Source organism: Bradyrhizobium sp. S3.12.5, from assembly GCF_040548225.1.
GTDB lineage: Bacteria > Pseudomonadota > Alphaproteobacteria > Rhizobiales > Xanthobacteraceae > Bradyrhizobium > Bradyrhizobium cytisi.
Genome location: NZ_JBEPRF010000002.1, coordinates 119,433 through 139,779, shown reverse-complemented (window position 1 = coordinate 139,779; position 20,347 = coordinate 119,433). Strand labels below are relative to the sequence as shown.

General features: G+C 63.9%; 20 protein-coding genes. 11 read left to right on the top strand and 9 right to left on the bottom strand.

All coding sequences use genetic code 11. From position 1 onward, the window contains the following. The first annotated feature begins 64 nt into the window (after window positions 1-64). The 5 genes from ABIC09_RS02765 (at window position 65) to ABIC09_RS02745 (ending at window position 6,005) form a co-directional block, all read left to right on the top strand. Window positions 65-1,867: an adenine deaminase gene (locus ABIC09_RS02765; protein WP_354108330.1), complete on the top strand. Its 1,803-nt coding sequence runs from the start codon at window positions 65-67 to the stop codon at window positions 1,865-1,867. Between the two features lie 152 nt (window positions 1,868-2,019). Then, window positions 2,020-3,810 carry a glyoxylate carboligase gene (gcl, locus tag ABIC09_RS02760; protein ID WP_148754670.1) on the top strand — a complete coding sequence of 597 codons (1,791 nt, stop codon included), beginning with the start codon at window positions 2,020-2,022 and terminating at the stop codon, window positions 3,808-3,810. Between the two features lie 11 nt (window positions 3,811-3,821). Then, complete coding sequence (hyi, locus tag ABIC09_RS02755; RefSeq protein WP_354108329.1) at window positions 3,822-4,607, top strand: hydroxypyruvate isomerase; 786 nt, start codon at window positions 3,822-3,824, stop codon at window positions 4,605-4,607. Between the two features lie 12 nt (window positions 4,608-4,619). Next, entirely contained in the window at window positions 4,620-5,507 is an 888-nt protein-coding gene (locus ABIC09_RS02750; RefSeq protein ID WP_354108328.1) for a 2-hydroxy-3-oxopropionate reductase, read from the top strand. A 114-nt stretch (window positions 5,508-5,621) separates the two neighbouring features. Further along, entirely contained in the window at window positions 5,622-6,005 is a 384-nt protein-coding gene (locus tag ABIC09_RS02745; RefSeq protein WP_148754673.1) for a DUF1236 domain-containing protein, read from the top strand. Between the two features lie 74 nt (window positions 6,006-6,079). On the opposite strand, the gene ABIC09_RS02740 is transcribed toward ABIC09_RS02745, so the two are convergent. Further along, window positions 6,080-6,688, bottom strand: coding sequence for a thiamine pyrophosphate-dependent enzyme (locus ABIC09_RS02740; protein ID WP_354108327.1), 609 nt, complete (start codon window positions 6,686-6,688; stop codon window positions 6,080-6,082). Between the two features lie 10 nt (window positions 6,689-6,698). After that, window positions 6,699-7,256, bottom strand: coding sequence for a decarboxylase (locus ABIC09_RS02735; protein ID WP_354108326.1), 558 nt, complete (start codon window positions 7,254-7,256; stop codon window positions 6,699-6,701). A 243-nt stretch (window positions 7,257-7,499) separates the two neighbouring features. Between ABIC09_RS02735 and ABIC09_RS02730 the strand changes: the two genes are divergently transcribed. From ABIC09_RS02730 to ABIC09_RS02720, 3 genes are all read left to right on the top strand, one after another. Further along, a complete protein-coding gene (locus ABIC09_RS02730; RefSeq protein ID WP_354108325.1) occupies window positions 7,500-8,549 on the top strand; it encodes a hydroxyacid dehydrogenase in 1,050 nt (349 codons plus the stop codon). A gap of 118 nt (window positions 8,550-8,667) precedes the next feature. Then, complete coding sequence (locus tag ABIC09_RS02725) at window positions 8,668-9,117, top strand: flagellar basal body rod protein FlgC (protein ID WP_354108469.1); 450 nt, start codon at window positions 8,668-8,670, stop codon at window positions 9,115-9,117. Between the two features lie 129 nt (window positions 9,118-9,246). Then, window positions 9,247-9,459 (top strand): hypothetical protein, encoded by a 213-nt coding sequence (locus tag ABIC09_RS02720; protein WP_187435252.1) that lies wholly within the window; start codon window positions 9,247-9,249, stop codon window positions 9,457-9,459. Here ABIC09_RS02720 and ABIC09_RS02715 read toward each other — a convergent pair. The 3 genes from ABIC09_RS02715 to ABIC09_RS02705 all read right to left on the bottom strand — a co-directional run bounded on the left by ABIC09_RS02715 (window position 9,449) and on the right by ABIC09_RS02705 (window position 12,990). Continuing rightward, a complete protein-coding gene (locus ABIC09_RS02715; protein ID WP_354108324.1) occupies window positions 9,449-10,039 on the bottom strand; it encodes a GNAT family N-acetyltransferase in 591 nt (196 codons plus the stop codon). The genes ABIC09_RS02720 and ABIC09_RS02715 overlap by 11 nt on opposite strands. Window positions 10,040-10,045: 6 nt before the next feature. After that, entirely contained in the window at window positions 10,046-12,403 is a 2,358-nt protein-coding gene (locus ABIC09_RS02710) for an Orn/Lys/Arg family decarboxylase (protein WP_354108323.1), read from the bottom strand. A gap of 107 nt (window positions 12,404-12,510) precedes the next feature. Then, a complete protein-coding gene (locus ABIC09_RS02705; protein WP_187435253.1) occupies window positions 12,511-12,990 on the bottom strand; it encodes an Lrp/AsnC family transcriptional regulator in 480 nt (159 codons plus the stop codon). A gap of 133 nt (window positions 12,991-13,123) precedes the next feature. Here ABIC09_RS02705 and ald point away from each other — a divergent pair, with 133 nt between their 5' ends. From ald to ABIC09_RS02690, 3 genes are all read left to right on the top strand, one after another. Continuing rightward, window positions 13,124-14,239, top strand: a complete 1,116-nt coding sequence (gene ald / locus ABIC09_RS02700) for an alanine dehydrogenase (RefSeq protein ID WP_354108322.1) — start codon at window positions 13,124-13,126, stop codon at window positions 14,237-14,239. A gap of 322 nt (window positions 14,240-14,561) precedes the next feature. Next, entirely contained in the window at window positions 14,562-14,780 is a 219-nt protein-coding gene (locus ABIC09_RS02695; protein ID WP_148754682.1) for a hypothetical protein, read from the top strand. Window positions 14,781-14,890: 110 nt separating this feature from the next. Then, on the top strand, window positions 14,891-15,949 hold the full coding sequence (locus ABIC09_RS02690; protein WP_354031961.1) for a YeiH family protein: 1,059 nt from the start codon (window positions 14,891-14,893) through the stop codon (window positions 15,947-15,949). A gap of 143 nt (window positions 15,950-16,092) precedes the next feature. Here the strand turns inward: ABIC09_RS02690 and ABIC09_RS02685 are convergent, their stop codons facing one another. From ABIC09_RS02685 to ABIC09_RS02670, 4 genes are all read right to left on the bottom strand, one after another. Beyond that, window positions 16,093-16,965 (bottom strand): ABC transporter ATP-binding protein, encoded by an 873-nt coding sequence (locus ABIC09_RS02685; RefSeq protein ID WP_354108321.1) that lies wholly within the window; start codon window positions 16,963-16,965, stop codon window positions 16,093-16,095. Then, window positions 16,962-17,873, bottom strand: a complete 912-nt coding sequence (locus tag ABIC09_RS02680) for an ABC transporter permease (RefSeq protein ID WP_354108320.1) — start codon at window positions 17,871-17,873, stop codon at window positions 16,962-16,964. Before ABIC09_RS02680 ends, ABIC09_RS02685 begins: the two co-directional genes overlap by 4 nt. Beyond that, window positions 17,870-19,291 (bottom strand): ABC transporter substrate-binding protein, encoded by a 1,422-nt coding sequence (locus ABIC09_RS02675; protein ID WP_354108319.1) that lies wholly within the window; start codon window positions 19,289-19,291, stop codon window positions 17,870-17,872. The genes ABIC09_RS02680 and ABIC09_RS02675 overlap by 4 nt, the downstream gene beginning before the upstream one ends. Window positions 19,292-19,456: 165 nt before the next feature. Further along, window positions 19,457-20,230, bottom strand: coding sequence for a Crp/Fnr family transcriptional regulator (locus tag ABIC09_RS02670; protein WP_354084549.1), 774 nt, complete (start codon window positions 20,228-20,230; stop codon window positions 19,457-19,459). Between the last annotated feature and the right edge of the window lie 117 nt (window positions 20,231-20,347).

Genomic DNA, 20,347 nt, shown 5'->3' with positions numbered 1-20,347 from the left:
GAGCTTGCCCGGTTTGGAGCAGGGCGTAACCATCGTGCGGCCGTAACGCCACGCGAGGGTCCAGATGACCAAACTTACCCGCTTCGCAGTCGCTCCGCTGCATGCAATGACCCGGCGCCTTGCCGACGTCGCTTCGGCGCGCCTCGCGCCCGATCTCGTCATCACGGGCGCGCGGGTGCTCTCGACCTATTCCGAGCGGATCCATCCCGGTCGGGAACTGTGGATCACCGGCGGCCGCATCGCCGCGGTGAAGGCCGCCGGCACGGCCAGGAAAGCTTGGAGCGACGTTGCGGTGTATGATGCCGCCGGCGGCATCATCGCGCCGGGGCTGGTCGATCCGCACATCCATATCGAATCCTCGATGGTGACGGCCTGCGCCTATGCCGAGGCCGCGCTCCTCAACGGTACCACAACGATCTTCTGCGACAGCCACGAGATCGGCAATGTCATGGATGTCGCCGGCGTCGAGGCGATGCTTGAGGACGCCCGCGAAGCGCCGCTCTCGATCTTCTTGACGGTGCCGTCGACCGTGCCGGCGACCTCGGCTGCACTGGAGACGGCCGGCGGCGACCTCACGCCCGACAAGATCGCCGGCCTGTTCGACCGCTGGCCCGAAGCGGTGGCGCTCGGCGAAAAGATGGATTTCGTGCCTGTAACGATGGGCGACGAGCGAAGCCACGCCATCCTCGCGGCGGCCTTGAAGCGCGGACGGCCGGTCTCCGGCCATGTCTATGGCCGCGAATTCGTCGCCGCCTATGCGGCAAGCGGCGTGACCGACACCCATGAAGCGATCGACCGCGACATCGCCGATGATCTGCTCGATGCCGGCGTTTGGGTTTTTCTTCGCGGCGGACCGCCGACCACGCCCTGGCATTCGCTGCCGCAGGCGATCCGCACCGTCACCGAGTTAGGGGCTTCGCACAAGCGGACCGCGGTGTGCACCGACGACCGCGACGCCGATGATATCCTGCTGTTCGGTCTCGACTGGGTGGTGCGCGAAGCCGTCAAGGCGGGGATGTCGCCGGAGCAGGCCTGGTCGATGGGCTCGCTGCATGGCGCCACTCGCTTCGGCACGGACGGCGACATCGGCGGCCTCGGCGGTGGCCGCCGCGCCGATCTCGTGCTGATGGACGACAATCTCAAGCCGCAATCGACCTGGTATGGCGGCGAGCTGGTCGTCGAAAACCGCAAGATCACGCCGCGGCTCGATCAGGCGCTGTCGCAGCGCTATCAATATCCGAAGGCGGCCTATGTCACCGTGAAGCTACCAGAGAACCTGAAGCTGACGCCGGAATTGCCGGCGAAGGCCTGCACCGTCAACGCGATCAAGACTGCGCTGCCCGGCATCACGCTGATCCATGAAAAGGTCGCGATCGAGCCGGCCAATGACTGGCCGTCGCTGTTCGCGCGCTACAGCCTGTGCTTCGTCACCGTGGTCGAGCGTCACGGCAAATCGGCCGGCAACGTCGCATACGGCTTGCTGAAGGACTTTGGTTTGAAGCGCGGCGCGGTCGCCTCCAGCGTCGGCCACGACAGCCACAACATCATTGTCGCCGGCACCAACGAGGGGGACATGCAGGTCGCGATCGCAGCCATCAAGGCGCAGCAGGGCGGCGTCTGCGTCGTCGCCGATGGCAAGGTGAGGGCGCTGGTGCCGCTGCCGATCGCTGGCCTGCTCTCTGACAAGCGCGTCACCGAAGTCGCTGAAGAAGTCAAAGTGCTGAAGACGGAATGGGCGGAGGCCGGCTGTACCATCCCCTACATGGGCTTCAATTTGATTCCGCTATCGGTCATTCCGGAAATTCGCATCACCGACAAGGGCCTCGTGCTCGTGCCGCAGATGGAGCTGGCGCCGCTGTTCGAGTGAAACGCTTCCACGGATATCTTGCCCTAACCAATTGAGACGACCGCGATTTTCCGCGGGCTGCCGCATCGTGGAAAATAAAATCTGCTGCGTTGAGATCGCATCTCGCGCACCCGATGATCTCGCTCGCTGACTTAAACCAAGCGAGGTCCGATATGGCGAAGATGCGAGCTGTCGATGCAGCCGTGCGTATCCTGGAGAAGGAAGGCATCTCGACCGCCTTCGGCGTTCCCGGGGCTGCGATCAATCCGCTTTATTCGGCGCTGAAGAAGCGCGGCTCGATCCGCCATATCCTCGCGCGCCATGTCGAGGGCGCTTCGCATATGGCCGAAGGCTACACCCGGGCCACGGCCGGCAATATCGGCGTTTGCATCGGCACTTCGGGGCCGGCCGGCACCGACATGATCACCGGGCTCTATTCGGCGATTGCCGATTCCATCCCGATCCTTTGCATCACCGGACAGGCGCCGCGCGCGCGACTCTACAAGGAGGATTTCCAGGCGGTCGACATCGAATCGATCGCAAAGCCGGTGACCAAATGGGCGGTCACCGTGCGCGAGCCGGCGCTGGTGCCGCGCGTGTTCAGCCAGGCGTTTCATGTGATGCGCTCGGGCCGGCCCGGGCCTGTGCTGATCGACATGCCACTCGACGTGCAGCTCGCCGAAATCGAGTTCGACGACGAGACCTATGAGCCGCTGCCGGTCTACAAGCCGACCGCCTCGCGAAAGCAGGTCGAGAAGGCGCTGGAGATGCTCAATGCATCCGAACGTCCCCTGATCGTGGCGGGCGGCGGCATCATCAATGCCGATGCCTCGGATCTGCTAGTGGAATTCGCCGAAATCGCCAACGTGCCTGTGGTGCCGACGCTGATGGGATGGGGCGCGATCCCCGACGATCACGTCCTGATGGCCGGCATGGTTGGCCTCCAGACCAGCCACCGCTACGGCAACGCCACGCTGCTGGAATCCGATTTCGTGCTCGGTATCGGCAATCGCTGGGCCAACCGTCACACCGGCTCGGTCGAGACCTACACCAAGGGCCGCACCTTCGTGCATGTCGACATCGAGCCGACCCAGATCGGGCGGGTGTTCAATCCCGATCTCGGTATCGTCTCGGACGCGAAGGCCGCGCTCGAGCTCTTCGTCACCGTCGCCAGGGAGTGGCGACGTTCCGGCAGGCTCCGCGAGCGCCAGGCGTGGCCCGCTTCCTGCCGCGATCGCAAGAAGACCATGCTGCGCAAGAGCCATTTCGACAACGTCCCGATCAAGCCGCAACGCGTCTATGAGGAGATGAACAAGGCGTTCGGCCGCGACACCACCTATGTCACCGTGATCGGCCTGTCGCAGATCGCCGGCGCGCAGTTCCTGGGCGTCTACAAGCCGCGCAACTGGATCAATGCGGGGCAGGCGGGCCCGCTGGGCTGGACGCTTCCCGCCGCGCTCGGCGTGCGCGCGGCGTGCCCGGATCGAGACATCGTGGCGCTGTCCGGTGACTACGACTTTCAGTTCCTGATCGAGGAGCTCGCGGTCGGGGCGCAGTTCAATCTGCCCTACATCCACGTCGTCGTGAACAATTCCTATCTCGGCCTGATCCGCCAGGCCCAGCGCGGATTTGACATGGACTATCACGTCCAGCTCTCCTTCGAGAACATCAACGCGCCTGAGCTGGGCGGCTACGGTGTCGACCATGTTGCCGTTGCCGAAGGCCTTGGCTGCAAGGCGATCCGCGTCACCGATCCCAGGGACACGCAAGCGGCCTTCGCCACGGCGCGCGAATTGATGAAGAAGCACCGCGTGCCCGTGGTGGTCGAATTCATCCTCGAGCGCGTCACCAATATCGCGATGGGGACCGAGATCGACAATATCGTCGAGTTCGAGGAGGTGCTGGACTTAGCCCTCGACGAGGTCGGGACCACGCGCCCCGGCGTGCTTCAGCCGGCGGAATAGGGGAGAGCGCCATGCCGAAATTCGCCGCCAACCTCACCATGCTCTTCAACGAGATGCCGTTCATCGACCGCTTCGCCGCGGCGAAGGCGGCAGGCTTTGCCGGGGTCGAGTATCTCTTCCCCTATGATCTCGATAAGGCGCTCCTGCGCGAGCAGCTCGAGGCCCACGGGCTGACGCAAGTTCTGCACAATCTGCCCGCTGGCAACTGGGCTGCCGGCGAGCGCGGCATCGCAATTTTGCCTGAGCGCACCGCCGAATTCCGCGACGGCGTGTTCCGCGCCATCGACTATGCCAAGGCGCTCGATTGCGAGCAACTCAACTGCCTCGTCGGGATTGCGCCCGTCGATGCCGATCCGCGCGAGCTGCAAGAGACGCTGGTCGGAAACCTGCGCTTCGCGGCGTCGACGCTGGCGCGCGAGAACATCAAGCTGCTGGTCGAGCCGATCAACACGCTCGACATTCCCGGCTTCTTTCTCAACGGCACCGAGCGGGCGGTGCAGCTGATTGCCGAGGTGCGGTCGAGCAATCTGTTCATCCAGTACGACATCTATCACATGCAGATCATGGAGGGCGATCTCGCCCGCACCATGCAGGAATATCTGCCGCAGATCGCGCACATCCAGCTCGCCGACAATCCGGGCCGTCACGAGCCCGGCACCGGCGAGATCAACTATCCTTTCCTGTTCCGCCATCTCGACGCGATCGGCTATCGCGGCTGGATCGGCTGCGAATACAAGCCGCGCACCACGACGCTGGAAGGCCTCTCGTGGCACGCGGCGCGGACATTCGAGACCTGAGGAAACGCAGACATGATTGACATCGGCTTCATCGGACTTGGCACCATGGGACGGCCGATGGCCGGCCACCTTCTGGCTGCGGGCCATCGCGTTCTCCTGCATGACGTCGTGCCGGTCGCGCCGGAGCTGATCGCGGCAGGCGGCGTCGCCTGCAAATCGGCCAAGGAAGTGGCGGAGGAGGCGGATGCCGTCATCATCATGGTGCCGGATACGCCGCATGTAGAGGCCGTGCTGTTCGGCAAGGACGGCGTGGCGGGCGGCATCTCCAAGGGCAAGATCGTGGTCGATATGAGCTCGATCTCGCCGCTGGCAACCAAGGAGTTCGCAAAGAAGATCGAGGCGCTTGGCGCGGACTATCTCGACGCGCCGGTGTCGGGTGGCGAGGTCGGCGCCAAGGCGGCGAGCCTCACCATCATGGTCGGCGGTCCCGAGCGCGCCTTCACTACCATGAAGCCGGTCTTCGACAAGATGGGCAAGAACGTCACGCATGTCGGGGCCAATGGTGACGGCCAGACGACGAAGGTCGCCAACCAGATCATCGTCGCGCTGACGATCGAGGCGGTGAGCGAAGCGCTGCTGTTCGCCTCCAAGGCCGGTGCCGATCCCGCGCTGGTGCGCAAGGCGCTGATGGGCGGCTTTGCCTCGTCGCGGATTCTCGAAGTGCATGGCGAACGCATGGTGAAGCGCAATTTCGATCCGGGCTTCCGTATCGAGCTGCACCAGAAGGATCTCAATCTTGCGCTCGAAGGCGCGCGGGCTCTGGGCCTTTCACTGCCGAGCACGGCGGTGGCGCAGCAATTGTTCTCGTCCTGCACCGCGCATGGCGGCAAGGGCTGGGATCATTCGGCGATGGTGCGGGCGCTGGAACTGATGGCCGGGCACGAGATCGCCGCGGCGTAAGTGTTACGCAGTGACACTCTCCAGATTTGGCGCGTCTTTCGCCGCGGGGGAACCGGAACAATTGTCCCGGCCCGGCGGTTGAAGGCGCATCAACAAGCACTGGAGGGTGTGGACATGAAAACCCGTCTTGCGATTTCGTTGGTTGCCGCGTCGCTGCTGGCGTCGAGTGCAGCCTTCGCCCAGTCGACAACCGAAGAGGGCGCCAGGAATGGCGCACGTGCGGGCGGAGACGTCGGCGGCCCGGTCGGCGCGATGGTCGGCGGCACCGTCGGTGCGGCCGTTGGCGCTGGACTGGAAATTCCGAATGCGATCCTCGGCGGACTCCCGCGCGATGATTCCGTCGTGGTTCACGAGCGCGTCGTGGTCGGCGAGCCGCTGCCCCCGACCGTGGTGCTGCGCCCCGTGCCGAACTACACCGAGTACCGCTATGCGGTCGTGAACGATCGCCGCGTGATCGTCGAGCCGCGCACGCGCCGCGTCGTCAAGATCATCGATTGATCGACGCGTAAGAGTTGGAACATAGCGCCCCGCGGAGCGACGATCCGCGGGGCGCTATCGTCAGTGACGAAACCCTAAAGCGGGTCGCGCACGCCGAGGCCGTGCATGAAGCGCTCTCGGATCTGCACGGGATCCCTGCGGGTGGTGCCGACACCGGGCTTGTCGTCGATGCGCAGCGCGATCAGGCTCGGCTCGTCAGCCGACATGGCCTCGTCGACGAGGCGTTCGAAATCCTCCTCGTCCGCGGCCCAGGCGCTGTTGGTGAGCCCCGAGCCTAGGGCGATGGCGACGAGATCGGCGACACCGGCGGCCGGCGTCGGCTGCGCGCCGGTGATCTGGTAGATGCCGTTATCCATCACGATCATGATCAGGTTCTTCGGCTTCAAGGCCGCGATGGTCGAGAGCGCGCCGAGCTGCATCAGCAGCGAGCCGTCACCTTCGAGCGCGAAGACGCGGCGGTCGGGCTGCGCCAGCGCCACGCCGAGCGCGATCGGGAAGGCGAGACCCATGCTGCCGAGCATGTAGAAATTCTGTGGGCGGTGGCCGGCGGCCCAGAGGTCGAAATTGGTGTTGCCGATGCCGCCGATTACCGCTTCCTCGTGCTTGAGCTTTACGATCAGGCGCGAGGTCAGATCGAACCGGTTCATCACCTTGGTATTGCGCGTGTTCGTTTTTGAACTCATTTGGCGGCACTCACTTGTCGAAGACCTTGCCGCCGGTGAGCAGCGGGTTGAGGATCAGCGCTACCGGCGCCTGCGTCGTGACGGCCTGCTTGATCGAGCGGTCGGCGATGAATTCGAGCTCGTCGAGCCGGGTGATGGTGTGGTGCTCGAGCGCCAGCGAATCCAGCACCGGGCGCATGGTGCGGCAGACCAGCGACTGGCCGTAATTGAACTCGCCGAGCGTGCCGCGCTCGGAGACGAACATGATCAGCGGGATCTGGTAGGGCACCGCGAGCGAGGCGAGCGTGTTGGCGAGCGTGGCAAAGCCCGAGGTCTGCATCAGCACCGCGCCGCGCCGCCCGCCCATCCAGGCGCCGGAGACGATGCCGACGGCCTCTTCCTCGCGGGCGGTGGCGAAGGACGTGAAGAATGGATCGGCGTGGAGGTTCTTGATCAGCGGGGTCAGCACGCGGTCGGGCACGTAGGGGATGAGGCTGATCTCGTTCCGCTTCAGGGTTTGCAGGACTATCCCGTGCCAGCTCTTGTCGCTGGACGCCTGCGTCGAAGTCTGCTGCTCCGCAATCGCCATTGCGTTCTCCCTTGAGCCGCGCATGTTTCTTGGTCTTGGCCAATGTCGCGGCGTTCTACCGAACTTGACGGAGCGGGCGGGATTGTCAACATGCCCGGGCCGGCACCGTGATCTGCGCCAGACGGACTGCCATGGCCGGCACCGCCATGTCATAAGCGGGATAACGAGAAACGGGAGGACGCATGGACGGGACGCGTATTGCGCTGACCCTGCGGGTCTCCACGAGAGAGCCGGAAGGTCCTGATGTCGGTCAACAGCAAGCGCGTCTTCTACGTCAAATACCTGGCCAACCCGATCTACATCGACATCCTGAAGGCGCGGCCCGACGTCCGGCTCGACCGCATCGAGAACGAGAGCCCCGCGGACTTTTACGCTCCGATCCTGAGCGCGGCCCATGTTTACCAGATCGGCGCCGCCCGCGACGAGCTGGCGCCGCACTTCCATGTCGATGCCACCTTCCTCAAGCGCACGCCGAACCTGCTGCTGGTCTCCAGCAATGGCGCGGGCTTTGATCCCGTCGACGTCGAGGCGTGCACGAATGCAGGCGTGCTGGTCGTCAACCAGTCCGGCGGCAACGCGCATTCGGTGGCCGAGCACGCGCTGGCGATGATGCTGACCTTGTCCAAGCGCATCATTCAGTCCGATCGTCGCTTGCGCCGTGAGCCCAATGTCAACCGCAACGAGCTCGTCGGCAATGAGGTCGAACACAAGACCGTCGGCATCATTGGCCTCGGCAATGTCGGCCGCCGCATCGCCGCATTGTGCAAGGGCCTGCTCGGCATGAAGGTGCTGGCTTACGACCCGTACCTTTCGCCCGAAGTGATGGCCGAGCGGGGCGGCGAGAAGGTCGAGCTCGACGAGTTGCTGCGCCGCGCCGATTTCGTCTCGATCTCCTGTCCGCTCAACAAGGGCAGCCGCAACATGATCAGCGTACGCGAGTTCGGCCTGATGCAGCCGCACGCCTATTTCATCACCACCGCGCGCGGCTTCATCCATGACGAGGACGCCTTGCTTGGGGCGTTGCGCGACAAGCGTATCGCTGGTGCCGGCCTCGACGTCTGGTCCAAGGAGCCGCCGCCGCCGGAGCATCCGCTGCTGCAGTTCGACAATGTGCTGGCGAGCCCGCACACGGCCGGCGTCACGATCGAGGCGCGCGAGAACATGGGCCGTATCGCGGCCGAGCAGGTGCTGGAGACGCTCGATGGCAAGCGGCCGCCGCGCATCATCAATCCCGATGTCTGGCCTGTTTATGCCGCGCGCTTCAAGCAGACCTTTGGCGTTGCGCCTGGGTAGCGCGCGCGAGGGACTGTTGCGCGCGCTGATCATTGGTTACCACGGTAAAAATACAATGCGGCGCATCTTATCGTTGGCGTGAATGAACGCGTATGACTTGTCCTGTAGATCAGGTTCCATGAGCATACTTTCGATTGCGACATCCGGACTTTCTGCGGCGAGCTTGCGTGTGAGCGTGGCCGCGAGCAACATCGCCAATGTCCGCACCACCGGCCCGCTACCCGCGTCGGGCGGATCGAGCACATCGGCCGGTGCCGGCAGTGTGAGCACGAGCTCGACTTATCCCGCGGCTTATGTGCCGTTGCGAGTCGATCAGGTCGACCAGTCGAGCGGCTCGACGCCCGGCGGCACTATCGCAACGGTGTCGACAGTGTCGCCGAGTTATACCGCACAATCCGACCCGAGCGCTCCCTTCGCCGACCGGGACGGCCTGGTCGCCGCGCCGAATGTCGATCTCGCTAATGAGCTCGTTCAAATGGCGGCTGCAAAATACAGCTTCATCGCCAATGCGAAGGTCATTCAAGCCTACTCCGAAACGACGGAATCACTCCTCGATATCAAGACTTGATGGCTGACCGATCGTACCGATGCCTGAATTGGCGGCAGGAACCGGCGCCGGCTTGATCTCCGTCAAAATCTGTCTCCCCGAAACCCGGTAAATGGGATTAGATTGCCGCCGGGGCAGCAGGGAGGTCCCATGTCAACTTATGTCGTCAGGTTCATGAAGGACGTGCTCGGCGAGTACGGCCGGCAGATCGAGGTCTGTCAGGGCGCACTCGAGATCGACGCCGCAGACGAGGACGAAGCCAAGGAGCGGGCGAAGGCGAGGTTTTGCAAGGACCAGGCGTTGCGTCACTGGTCGCTGCATGCCGATCGCATCCAGGTCAGACCGGCTGACTTTACCTCGTAGGGCCCAGCCCGGGCGCCGCGATCGGCGGCGGCGCGGTGACGCCGGCGCCGAGCGAACGCTGCACCATGACGGTATCGGACCAGCCGCCGTGGCGGTAAGCGACGCCGCACAACAGGCCGACGCGGGCGAAGGCGAATTTTTCGTGCAGCGCCAGCGAAGGGGCGTTGTCGGCATCGATATAGCCGATCATCTGGCGGAAGCCGGCCGCCGCACAGGCATCGATCAGCTCCTGGAGCAGCAGCCGTCCGACGCCGCGGCCGAGATGCCCGTGGTGGACATAGATCGAGTGCTTGGCCGTGTAGCGATAGGCCGGACGCTTGCGGAACAGCACCGCATAGGCGTAGCCGACCACTTCGCCGCGATAGGTCGCGACGAGATGCGGCAGGCGGGTCTGTTTCAGGTTCTTGCGCCGGTCGCGCAGGTCGTCCGGTTCTGGCGCGCCGGTTCCCTCGACATCGCGCGGCACGCCATTGCGGACGTGATGGCGGTAGATCCGCAGCATCGCCTCGATATCGCTCTCGCGTGACGGCCGGACCAGAACCGGCTCGTCATCGGCGCGTGCAATCGCTGTTTCGTTCATCGGCCCCTACTCGGCAACGACGTAAGTATAGAGCCCGATCCGGCCGCGCGCATCGACCTCCTTGTAGACGCCCTGGATTTCCACATCGAAGCCCGGAAACGTATTGAAGCAGGTCTCGAACATCCTGAGATAATCCACCATGGGCTTGGCTCGTTCCGTCAGCCGCTCGCCGGGGACGATGGTGGCGATGCCGGGCGGATAGACCACAAAGGGCGTGGTCGCGATGCGGCCGGCGATCGCCTCGATCGGCAGATAGTCGACGTCGTTCTTGAACAGGAAGCGCGCGGCATCGCGCGGCGACATGGCAATCTCAGGCATGTGTTCCGGCATGAACTGTCGCGCCTGAAGCGCGCTGACATCGGCGGTACGGAAGAAGCGGTGCATCTCGCCGCAGAGGTCGCGCAGTCGCACGCCAGCATAGCGCGCCTGCCGCCGCTGATGGAATTCCGGGATCGCGTCGGCCAGCAGCGCATTGTCGTCGTGCAGTCTCTTGAAGGCAACGAGGCCGGAGATCAGCGTGCCGGCCTTGCTGGCCTCGACGCCGGGGGTGAGCAGAAAGAGCAGGGAGTTGAGGTCGTTCTTTTCAGGCACGATGCGGTTTTCGCGCAAGTACTGCGCGACGACCGGGGCGGGGATGCCGTGCTCGGCATAGGCGCCGGTGGTGCGGTCGAAGCCGGGCGTGAGTAACGTCAGCTTGTTCGGATCGGTCATGGCAAAGCCCTCGGCCATGCCGGGGAAGCCGTGCCAGTTGCTGTCAGGGCCGAGCTGCCACAGCGCGGGATTGGTCGCGAGCTCGTCGGTCGACAGCGTCTCCCAGGCAACGTTATGCGCGGCGCCGGGGCGGCTGACGTCGGGGATGGCAACGCGATCGGGTACGAACGGCTCGAAGAACCAGCGCCGGTCCGGGTTCTGTTCCTTCTCCTCGAACTCCCGGCGCATGGCGCGGATCTTCTTGCGCAGCTCGATGCCGAGGCGGATGGTGTCGTCCCATAGCACTTCGCCGGAGCGGCCCTTCATCATCTGCGCGCCAACGTCGAGCGAGGCGAACAGCGGATAAAACGGCGAGGTCGAGGCGTGCTGCATGAAACTTTCGTTGAAGCGGCGGTGCTCGACGCGCCGCTTCTGGCCGCGGATGTGGCGGTCCTTGATATGGATCTGCGAGGCCTGCGAGAAGCTGGCAAGCTGCTTGTGGGTCGACTGCGTCGCGATGATGCCCGGTGCCTCCGGCGGGAGATTGGCAAGCCCCATCGCGAAGCGGCCGACGTAGAGCGGGTGGAACTTCATGAAGCCGGCCCAGGCCTCGTCGAACAGGATGTATTCGCAGAGGTGGCCGATGCGCTTCAGGATCATTTCGGCATTGTGAATCGTGCCGTCATAGGTGCATTGCTCGACCACGGCGACGCGGAACGGCCGTTCCTTGCGCCAGGCGTCCTTGTCCGTGACCAGCGGATGGTTGCGGATCGTCTCGCGCAGGGCCCGTTCGTCGAGCGCGTCCCAGCGCATCGGACCGATCAGGCCCCAGGCATTGCGGATGGTCGGGACATAGACCGGAATTCCGCCATTGATCATCAACGCGCCGTGATGGGCGGCCTTGTGGTTGTTGCGGTCGAACAGCACGAGGTCGCCGTCTGTGACGAGCGCGCCGAGCGCGACCTTGTTCGAGGTCGAGGTGCCGTTGAGCACGAAATAGGTCTTCTCCGCACCGAAGATCTGCGCCGCCTCCTTCTGCGCCTTCAGCGCCGGACCCTCATGGGTGAGGAGGTCGCCGAGATCGAGCACGGAATTGTCGAGGTCGTCGCGGAAGACGGACTCGCCGAGATGCTCGACGAAGACCCGGCCGATCGGGCTTCGGTTGTAGAACACGCCGCCATTGTGGCCCGGACAGGTCCAGAGCTGGTTGCCTTCCTCGGCATAATCGACCAGCGCGCCGAAGAACGGCGTCTTCAGCGTCTCGGCATATTGCTTGAGCCGGCTGATCAGGTTCTTGGCGATGAAGGTCGGCGTCTCCTCCGACAGGAAGACATAGCCATCGATGAAGTCGAGCACCTCGACCGGGAGATCCTCGAACCGCTTGCGCCGGATCAGGAGGATGATCGGGAAGTCGAGGCCGCGGCGCCGCATCAGATTGATCAGCGCCGAGGTCTTGCCCTCCAGGCCTTTCTTGCCCCAATCCACCACCATGCAGCCGATCGCGGCGTCGGTCTGCACCGCCATCTCGGCGTCCTCCAGCTTGCGGGCCCGGACCACCTCGAAGCCGGAGCGCTGGATCTCCTCGATGATCTGGTTGAAACGGACGCCTTCGAGGTCGTCGGCGTCGAATACAGGTGCGGCGAACAGGAAGTTGAAGCGCTTGAAATAGTCCATGACGTGTCCCGAATGTGCAGAGACTGACAGGTCTCGGCACATTCGATGACAGTTCTATGACGGTGCGCGGGATGGCCGCAGCCCGCGCTTGCGGGGCGAGGGAAACGCTACCGCTTCGCCTCGCCGAACACCACCGTCGGCACCGCGCGATTGACGACCTCGCGCAGCGCAAAGCTCGATTGTACCCGCGCCACGCGCGGCAGGCGCGACAGTTCGGTGCGGTGGATGCGCTCGAAATCCTGGATGTCGCGGGCGAGCACGATCAGGATGTAGTCGTCGGTCCCCGACATCAGGAAGCAGCGCACGACGGAGGGGCACTTTACCACCTCCGCCTCGAACGCCTTCAGCGCCTCGTCGCTCTGGCTCTCAAGCGCAATGCGCACCAGCACCGTCGTGGTCAGGCCGAACTGCGCCAGATCGAGCGCGGCCTGGTAGGCCTGGATGTAGCCGTCATCCTCCAGCGTCTTCTGCCGCCGTGCCAGCGCGGTGCTGGAGAGGCCGACCTTGTTGGCGAGCTCGGTGTGGCTGGCGCGCGCATTGGTCGTAAGTTCCGCGAGAATCGCGAGATCTTTCCGGTCGAGGGCCAAGGTTTTGTTTCCAGCGTGAAAGGACACTTCCGCGACCGAAACCGGCGCGGGACGGCCAAAACTACCGGATATTTGCACGAAACCAAACTGCCTGCGCCGCTACGATCATGGGGTGAATCAAAAGGAGCCCAGGATGCGTGTCGGTGTGCCCAAGGAGATCAAGGTGCAGGAATATCGCGTCGGGCTCACCCCGGGCGCTGTCCGTGAATATATCGCGGCTGGGCATCAGGTCACGGTTGAGACTGGAGCCGGCAGCGGCATCGGTGCGTCCGACGAGGTCTATCAGCGGGCGGGGGCCTCCATTGCCGCCGGTGCGCGCGACATCTTCGCCAAGTCCGACATGATCGTGAAGGTGAAGGAGCCGCAGAAAAGCGAATGGGCCCAGCTCCGCGAAGGCCAGATCCTGTTTACCTATCTCCATCTCGCGCCCGATCCCGAACAGGCCAAGGGCTTGGTCGCGTCCGGCTGCACAGCGATCGCCTATGAAACCGTCACCGACGCGGCCGGTCACCTCCCCCTGCTCGCGCCGATGAGCGAAGTCGCCGGCCGCCTCGCCATCGAGGCCGCTGGCGCCGCGCTCAGGCGATCGGGCGGCGGTCGCGGGCTGCTGCTCGGCGGCGTGCCCGGCGTGCAGCCGGCGCGCGTCGTCGTGCTCGGCGGCGGTGTGGTAGGAACGCAGGCCGCGCGCATGGCCGCAGGCCTCGGTGCTGAAGTCACCGTGATCGACCGCTCAATTCCTCGTCTGCGCGAGCTAGATGATGTCTTCCTCGGGCGGGTGCGCACCCGCTTTTCGACCATCGAGGCCGTCGAGGAGGAGGTGTTCGCCGCCGACGTCGTGATCGGTGCGGTGCTGGTGCCGGGCGCGAGCGCGCCAAAGCTCGTGACGCGTGCGATGCTCAAATCGATGCGGCCGGGTGCTGTGCTGGTCGACGTCGCGATCGACCAGGGCGGCTGCTTCGAGACCTCGCACGCGACGACGCATGCGGAGCCGACCTACGAGGTCGACGGCGTCGTGCATTATTGTGTAGCGAACATGCCGGGCGCGGTGCCGGTGACGTCGAGCCAGGCGCTGAACAATGCGACGCTGCCGTTCGGTCTGATGCTCGCCAACAAGGGCTTTGCTGCCGTGCTGGAGAATCAGCATCTGCGCAATGGGCTCAACGTCCATCGCGGCCGCATCACCAACAAAGCGGTGGCGGAAAGTCTCGGGATGGATTTTGCGCCGCTGGGAAGCGGGCTGGCGGCATAGAGTCGCCAGACCTACGCCTTCGTCGACCTGTGCGGCCCGAGGTCCGGATCGTGCGTCATGCGCGATTAGTCCGCCAAACGCCACGGCATCGCCGAAAACGCGCGGCCGCTCGAGTTGCGGTAGTAAGTGCTCATGGTAGTCGTCGAGCAGGTCCGGGTGGACGCCATGGGCCCTCCAACCCGGAAAAAGAAGAAAACTATTGCCTCAAGCTAGTCCGGCGGAAGGAGTTTCCCCGCCGGGGGGCAAAAACGCCAATCGCTTCCATTGCTGTTTGAGGCCGAAACGACGACATTTCGGTCACAGATTGATGGATTGGCCCATTATGGAACGCACTGGATTTGAGCCGTTCGGCGAGCAGCTGGTGTCCGCGACGGACACCCAGCCGAAGTCGCGCGCCGCAAAGCTCGTGTTGCGGGCCGGCACCGGCCTGTTCTGGTCGCTGGTCGCCGCCATCGTCCTGGCGCGTGCGGCCTTCTTCGAGCCCGGCGTCTACGACAGCTTCAGCCACGTGGCTTCGATCGCCAAGAACCTGCTGTTCTAAGCCGGTTATTCCGGGCTGAGGATATAACTTCTCTCGGCCCTGATATGTCGAAAACTTATTTCCCAGTCCAGCGACCCTGCGTATAAATCCTTCTCCCTAGGGAGAGATTTGTGCCGCAGAATCAAGCATCCAGCCCGGCCGATGCCAAGCCGGCGACCGTCGCGAGCCGTATTGCGGCGCTGATTCCCGGCATTCTCCTCTGCATCGCCGTGGCCGGCGTTTCGGCCTCTCTTGAGCGGGCCGAACTGGGCGTCTTCGAGCACCCCTATGTCGAAGCGCTGGTGATGGCGATCCTGCTCGGCATGGCGCTGCGCAGCTTCTGGAAGCCGGCGACGCGCTGGCAGGCCGGCATCGCTTTCAGCGCCAAGCAGCTGCTCGAGGTCGCCGTCATGCTGCTGGGCGCCTCCATCAGCTTCGCCGCTATCGCAGCTTCGGGCATCGCCCTTTTGGCATCGATCGCCGCTGTCGTCGTCGTGGCGCTCTCCGTCTCCTTCGGCCTCAGCCGCCTGCTTGGTCTGTCGACGCGGCTCTCGATCCTGATTGCCTGCGGCAATTCCATCTGCGGCAATTCTGCCATCGCGGCGGTGGCGCCGATCATCGGCGCCACCAGCGACGAGATCGCATCCTCGATCTCCTTCACCGCCATCCTCGGCGTGATGATGGTGCTGGGCCTGCCGCTGCTGATCCCGCTATTGCAGCTCACCGCCACGCAATACGGCATCCTCGCAGGTTTGACCGTCTATGCAGTGCCGCAGGTGCTCGCGGCGACGGTGCCGGCCGGACTCGTCTCGACGCAGATCGGCACGCTGGTCAAGCTGATGCGCGTGTTGATGCTGGGGCCCGTGGTCGTCGGTCTCTCATTGGTCGCCTCGCGCTGGCAGACCGGCGCCAAGAAGACCAATGTCGGCTTCTTCCGTCTGGTGCCGTGGTTCATCCTCGGCTTCCTTGTGCTTGCGACGCTGCGCTCGCTCGAGATCGTGCCGGCGACAGTCGTAGGGCCCGTGACGAAGATCACGAGCTTCCTCACGGTGGTCTCAATGGCTGCGCTCGGCCTCGGCGTCGACGTGCGCGTGCTCGCCAATGTCGGCGGCAGGGTGACGGCCGCGGTGACGCTGTCGCTGATGTTGCTGCTAGGGATCAGTATCGTGCTGGTGCACTGGTTTAAGTGAGGCGAGCGAAGCTGCCGTAGGGTAGGCAAAAGCGCGTAGCGCTGTGCCCACCGTTCTCACCGCGATCGGAAAAGAAATGGTGGGCACGCTTCGCTTTGCCTACCCTACGAAACCTGTCATCCCGCAAGCGGGGCGAGGTTAAATCAGATCACATCCGCCAGCGAATGGCCGTGCAGCTCGATATTCAGCCCCTGCATGCCCATGTCGTTGATCTCGCCGCCCATGGCTTTCAGGCTTTCCTCGCGGATCAGCGACATCAGCCCGCGGCGTAGCGCCAAAAACTCCGACGACATCATCATCGATTGCTGCCGCGGCCGCTCTAAGGGAATCGGGATCTCGGCCTTGATCGAGCCCGGACGTGCGGTCATGCAGTAGACGCGGTCGGAGAGGAAGATGGCCTCGTCGATATCGTGGGTGACGAACAGCACCGAGATCTTTAGCCGCTGCCACATATTGGTGAGGATCTGCTGCATGATGACCCGGGTCTGCGCGTCCAGCGCGCCGAAGGGTTCGTCGAGCAGCAGCACCTTCGGTCCCGTCGCGAGTGCGCGGACGATACCGACGCGCTGCTTCATGCCGCCCGAGAGCTTTTCCGGATAATGCTTCTCGAAGGCCTCGAGGCCGGCGAGTCCGAGCAGGGTGCGCGCGGCGCGTTCGCGCTGCGAACGCGCCATGCCGCGCATCTTCAGGCCGAACTCGACATTCTCCCGCACAGTCTTCCATGGAAACAGCGAATATTGCTGAAACACCATGCCGCGCTCGGCACCGGGGCCGTTCACGCGTTCGCCATCGACGGTGACGATGCCGGTGGTGGGTTTAAGGAATCCCGCGACCGCATTGAGCAGCGTCGACTTTCCGCAGCCGGAGGGGCCGACGATGGAGACAAACTCGCCCGGCTTCACATGAATCTGCGTGTCCGTGACGGCCTGAACCGGCCCCTCGATGCTGTCATAGCTGAGGGAGAAGTTTCTGACCTCGATATGACCTTTCGGTTCGCTCGTCCGAATCTCGCTCACCTCGTTGACCTCCACGGCATTACCAGGTGTCCCGCGCCTCTGATGAGCAGGCTCGATCCCAGCCCGAGCACGCCGATCGCGATCATGCCGAGCGCGATGTCGGGATACTGGACCAGCGAATAGGCCTCCCATGTGAAATAGCCGATGCCGTACTGGCCCGAGATCATCTCGGCCGCGATCAACGATACCCAGGCGACGCCCATGCCGACGGTGAGGCCGGTGAAGATGTGTGGCAGCGAGGCCGGAAAGTACACCTCGCGGAAGATCGAGCGCTCGCGCGCGCCGAGACATTGCGCGGCGCGCACCAGCACGGGATCGACCAAGGACATCCCGTGCAGCGTGTTGACCAGGATCGGGAAGAACGAGCCGAGGAACGTGATGAAGACGATGCTCTGCTCGTTGGTCGGCCACAGCATGATCGCCATCGGCACCCAGGCGATCGCCGGGATCGGCCGCAGCACCTCCGCGACCGGGAAGATGATCTCATGCACCAGCTTGAAGCGGCCCATGACGAGGCCGAGCGGCACGCCGGCGATCGCTGCCAGCGAAAAGCCGATGAAGATGCGCCGGCAGCTCAGCGCGATGTGCAGCAGGAATTTGGGATCGTGGATCGCCTTGGTGAAGCTCGCATAGACCGCGAGCGGCGAGGGCACGTTGGTGAAGCGCACGAAGAACACGACGCGATAGGTCGTGAGCAGGTGCCAGACCAGCAGGAAAGCGAGCAGCGAGATGATGCCGACCGCGGTGGCGCGCAGACGGCCCTGGTTCAGCCGGTACCAGCGCAGTGCCAGTGTACCGAAGGAGGGCGGTGTTGCGGGGGGCGTGACGGCGGGCGTTGGGGCCGCCTCGGCAACGGCTGTTGGCATGCTGCTGTCCTCTGAATGTCTGAGGATGGCGGGACTGCTCACGTCTTGCCTCCGCTGACCGCCGCCTTGACCGCGTCCTCGAAGCCGAGCACCTTGCCGCTGATGTTGGCGGCATAGGCTTCCGCATCCTTCTTCAGCAGGAAAGGCGCGACATCGCCATTGCCGACCGCGAAGAAGGCCTGGTCGGCGAACAGCTTGATGCCGCGCGTGGTGTCGAAGACGTAGGCGACGTTGATCTTCTTGCCCTTGGCCTTGAAGTCGGCATAGGCCCCTAACGTGCAGCTCGCCGACGAGAACGGCAGGATGCCGGCGTCGTCGACCCAGACCTCGCCGGCCTTGCGCGGATCGGTGATCGGCTTCTTGCAGAAGCTGTCCTCACCGGAAATTTCGTAGTTCTTGGTGCTCGCAAGCTGCGCGTCGTAGTCGAGCTTCATCTCGGCATAGGCCTTGCGGATGTAGCTGTCGTCGACCCATTTTTTCGGATCGAACTCTTTCATGCGACCGAGATTCTGCAGCACCTTGACGTCGGTGGCGGCCGCATCGACCAGCGCCGGCTTGACCGTGGGGTCGGTGGTCATGTTGCCGCTCGGACCCAGGAAGATGTAGACGACCTCCTTGTTGATGCCGGTCCACTCCTGGATCTTCTCGGCGGCAAGCTTGGGATCGTCGTGCAGCCACTGGTTGGCGGCAATTAGCGCCTTCATGTAGGCGATGACGACTTCCGGATATTTTTCGGCAAAGTCCGTGCGAACCACGATGCCGTGGAAGGTCGGCAGATTGGTCTCGACGCCGTCAAAGATCTTTCGTGCAAAACCGCGGAACGGCAACAGCTCGGCAAAGGGGACGAAGTCGGCATGCGCGTCGATCTTCTTCTCTTGCAGGTTGGTCGAGCCGACCTCGGGACTCTGGCTGACGAGCTGGAAGAAATCGGACGAATAGCCGCGGTCCTGCATCGCCTTCAGTACCATGCCGTGCGCGGCGGAGCCGAAGGGCACGCTGACAAGCTTGCCCTTGAGATCGGCCAGATCGTAATAGGGCGAGTCTTTGTGAACGACGATGCCGTTGCCGGAACCGGAGAGACTGTAGGCGGCGATGCCGATCAGGCGGCTCTTGCTCTCGGGATTGCTGTCGAAGGTGAAGCCGTTCACGATCAGCGGGTAGTCGCCCATCATGCCGATCTGCAGCTTGTTCGCCATCATCGCGTTGGTGACGGGCGGCCCGGAAGTGAAATTCTGCCACTCCAGCTCGAACTTGATGTTGGCGTATTTGCCGTCCTTCGGCAGGTATTTTTCGACGAGATGCAGCTGGCGGATGACGACGCCCGCGGTCACGGTGTTGGTCGTGGTGTCCTGTGTTCCGATGCCGAGGGTAACGGTTTCCGCCGAAGCCGGCTGCGCGAGGAGTAACGCCAGCGACGTCACCGACATCGCGATCGAGAGCGTGGGAAGATGGCGGACCATTCTCATCCTCATTCGGTTGGATGTGCTGTGGTTGCCATGATTGGGTGAGGGCGTGGACAGGGCAAATCCGGAATGAACGCCGCAGTCGATTAGTTGCCGGGAAAAGCTGATTGCATACTCCTTGGGCAGTCCTGCACTATAAAGCCGCTTGCCTGTGCACCGGCGTCATTCGGCGCCTTGGCCGCGCATCTCTTCCAGCACGTCGGGCCGGCAGACCACGATCTGCGATCGCTTCGTCACCACGATTCCCTTCTCCTGCATGCGTTTCAGGCTGATCGTGACCCATTGCCTGGTGGCGCCGACCATGTGGGCGATGTCGGCATGGGTGAAGGCGGCGGCGATCACCCGGCCGTCGGCATCCTCGACACCGTAGAGATCGACCAGATGCAGCAACAGATGCGCAAGGCGCTGCGTGATCGAGCGTGTTCCGAGCATCTGGGCCAGCGCGGAATAGCATTTGCCCTTGAAAGTGAGGCCCTCGATCAGACCAATCGCGAGGTTCGGGATCTCGACGGCAAGCGACCGCAGCTCCTTTCCGGGCAGGTGCACCACGCTGCAATTGCTGGATGCGACGCCGGACCATTGATGCACGGTGCCTTCGAACACTTCGGGCCCGCCGACGAAATTGCCGACATGCCAGTAGGCGAGGGTAATCTCGCGTCCGAGCGGAGAGGTATAGAATACGCGAATGCGGCCGCTCTCGATCAGCCAGATGCCGTCGTGCTTGCCGCCCTGGCTGAACAGCGTCTGACCGCGGTTGAGCACCTTGCGGCGCCCCTGCTTCAGCACGAGCTCCCGCTCGCGCTGGCTGAGCTTGTCCATCAGCGGCGGCGGCCCGCCGATCCATTGCTGGTTCTCGGTCAGCAGCAGCGAGGAACTGCCCGCAGGCCGGATTGTCGGGGAAACAGTCCCGCGAACCGCATTCGCTGCCTGCAACATCGTCTGCCTCCGGAACGTTCAAATCGTTCTAAAGAGGAGCAATGTCCGTGCCAATCACTCGGCTGTCATCGCCCGCGAAGGCAGGCGATCCAGTATTCCAGAGACGTTAAAGGGATA